General features: G+C 66.3%; 3 protein-coding genes. 1 reads left to right on the top strand and 2 read right to left on the bottom strand.

The genetic code is table 11. The annotated features are described in order from the left end of the window. Positions 1-183: 183 nt before the first annotated feature. The gene (locus tag ACWFRB_RS13835) at positions 184-516 is read right to left on the bottom strand and encodes a hypothetical protein (protein WP_452641707.1); all 333 of its coding nucleotides are present in this window, start codon (positions 514-516) and stop codon (positions 184-186) included. Between the two features lie 218 nt (positions 517-734). On the opposite strand from ACWFRB_RS13835, the gene ACWFRB_RS13830 reads away from it, so the two are divergent. Further along, entirely contained in the window at positions 735-1,073 is a 339-nt protein-coding gene (locus tag ACWFRB_RS13830) for an RNA polymerase-binding protein RbpA (protein ID WP_027501343.1), read from the top strand. A gap of 86 nt (positions 1,074-1,159) precedes the next feature. On the opposite strand, the gene ACWFRB_RS13825 is transcribed toward ACWFRB_RS13830, so the two are convergent. Beyond that, positions 1,160-1,936 carry a polyprenol monophosphomannose synthase gene (locus ACWFRB_RS13825; RefSeq protein WP_452641705.1) on the bottom strand — a complete coding sequence of 259 codons (777 nt, stop codon included), beginning with the start codon at positions 1,934-1,936 and terminating at the stop codon, positions 1,160-1,162. Between the last annotated feature and the right edge of the window lie 49 nt (positions 1,937-1,985).

Genomic DNA, 1,985 nt, shown 5'->3' with positions numbered 1-1,985 from the left:
CGCACTCCCCAAGCGAGTAGACAAACTCGAAGGTGTATTCGGCGCAGGTTGCGCACTATTTTGTATGTCCAGATTTGTGTCGGCCGCGTTACACAGAGTATCGGCCGTGGACTGCTATTGTCGTCCGTTTCGGCCTTTGGTTCCATGGCCTGCGGGTTCGCGTGCGGCGGCCCCTCATCCGGATCAGCGGAAGCGCTCGGCCTCCCGCGCGAGCTGAACCAGGCGAGCGCACAACGACGCCAGTTCGGACTGCTCGGCGCCCTCCGACACGGCGGTCTCGACGTCCTCCGCGGCGCAGCGGACCTCGAACATCCGATCCACGAGCGCGGCCGCCTCGTCTGCGGTCAGGACCACGGCGTCGGCGGGGATCGAGGTGCCCTTGACCGCGCTGCGCTGTTCGTATGCACGCTGTCGGCAGGACTGACGGCAGTAGCGGCGGCGTCGCCCGATGCCGACGTCGGCGACCTCGCGTCCACACCACACGCACGAATCGAGTCTGCGAGAGGAGCCTGCCACGGACAGTCACCTTACTGTGCCTGCCGATGGCGCCGTGCCGGGCGACGACGCTGTGCCGTTCGGCATTCGCAAACCGGTAAGATGGTGCGGTTGCGTCTGTGCGACGCCAGGGAACCATTCCAGCGTCCGTGGCGTTGAAGATGAGTGAATGCCTGCTGATCGGTGACCTATTGCCGATCCAGCGCGCTCGCGTGCCGACCTAGGGAGAGGACACCACCATGGCAGATCGCGTACTTCGAGGAAGTCGACTCGGAGCGGTGAGCTATGAGACCGATCGCGACCACGACCTGGCGCCCCGCCGCATGGCCCGGTACCGCTGCGACAACGGCGAAGAGTTCGATGTCCCCTTCTCCGACGATGCCGAGATCCCCGGCACCTGGCTGTGCAAGAACGGTCTGGAGGGCAGCCTGCTCGAGGGCACCGCGCCGGAGGCCAAGAAGGTCAAGCCCCCGCGTACCCACTGGGACATGCTGCTCGAGCGTCGTTCCGTCGAGGAGCTCGAGGAGCTGCTCAAGGAGCGTCTGGACCTGCTGAAGACCAAGCGACGCGGAGCCTAGTCTCGGCGCCGGGCTTCGCCCGAACGCATCAACGCCGCCCCCGGGGAGATCCCCCGGGGGCGGCGTTGTCGTATCCGATTCCCTGCTTACTTCCCGAACAGCGCCTTCGCCTTGTTCCACCGGTTGCGCATGCCCCAGCCGCCAACTTTGAAGAAGGCTTCCTGGACGATGCCGCCGTCCATCTTGGACTCGCCGAACTCGCGCTCGGTGAAGGTGATCGGCACCTCCACCATGGTGAATCCCTTCTGTAGCGCACGCCAGGCGAGGTCCACCTGGAAGCAGTAGCCGTGTGACTCGACGGTGTTCACGTCGAGCGCTTCGAGCACCTCGCGCCGGTAGGCGCGGAAGCCGCCGGTGATGTCCTTGATCTTCACGCCCAGCACCAGCCGGGAGTAGATGTTGCCGCCCCTGGAGATCCACTCGCGGTGCTTCGGCCAGTTCACGACGGATCCGCCGGGAATGTAGCGCGATCCCGCGACCAGGTCGGCTCCGCCGTCGATCTTGTCGAGCAGCCGGTGCAGCTGCTCGGGGGCGTGGCTGCCGTCCGCGTCCATCTCGACGATGACGCGGTAGTCGCGCGCCAGCGCCCAGTTGAAGCCGGCGACGTACGCCGCGCCGAGTCCGTTCTTCTCGGTGCGGTGCATGACGTGGATCCGGCCCGCGGAGTCCTGCTCGGCCAGCTTGTCGGCCAGGTCGCCGGTGCCGTCCGGGCTGCCGTCATCGACCACGAGCACGTGCGTGTTCGGGAGCGCGGCGTGCAGGCGGCCGATGATCAGACCGATGTTCTCCCGCTCGTTGTACGTCGGAATGATCACCAAGGTGTGCGCGCTCGGTGTGTCCCCGCCTGGCGTACCCGCTGCCATCTTGATCCTCCCTGCCAGCCGAGGCTGGTTCCTTCGTGATGCGTCCGCC

This window comes from Rhodococcus sp. NPDC055112 (assembly GCF_053607505.1).
This window is presented reverse-complemented; position numbering and strand designations above follow the sequence as displayed.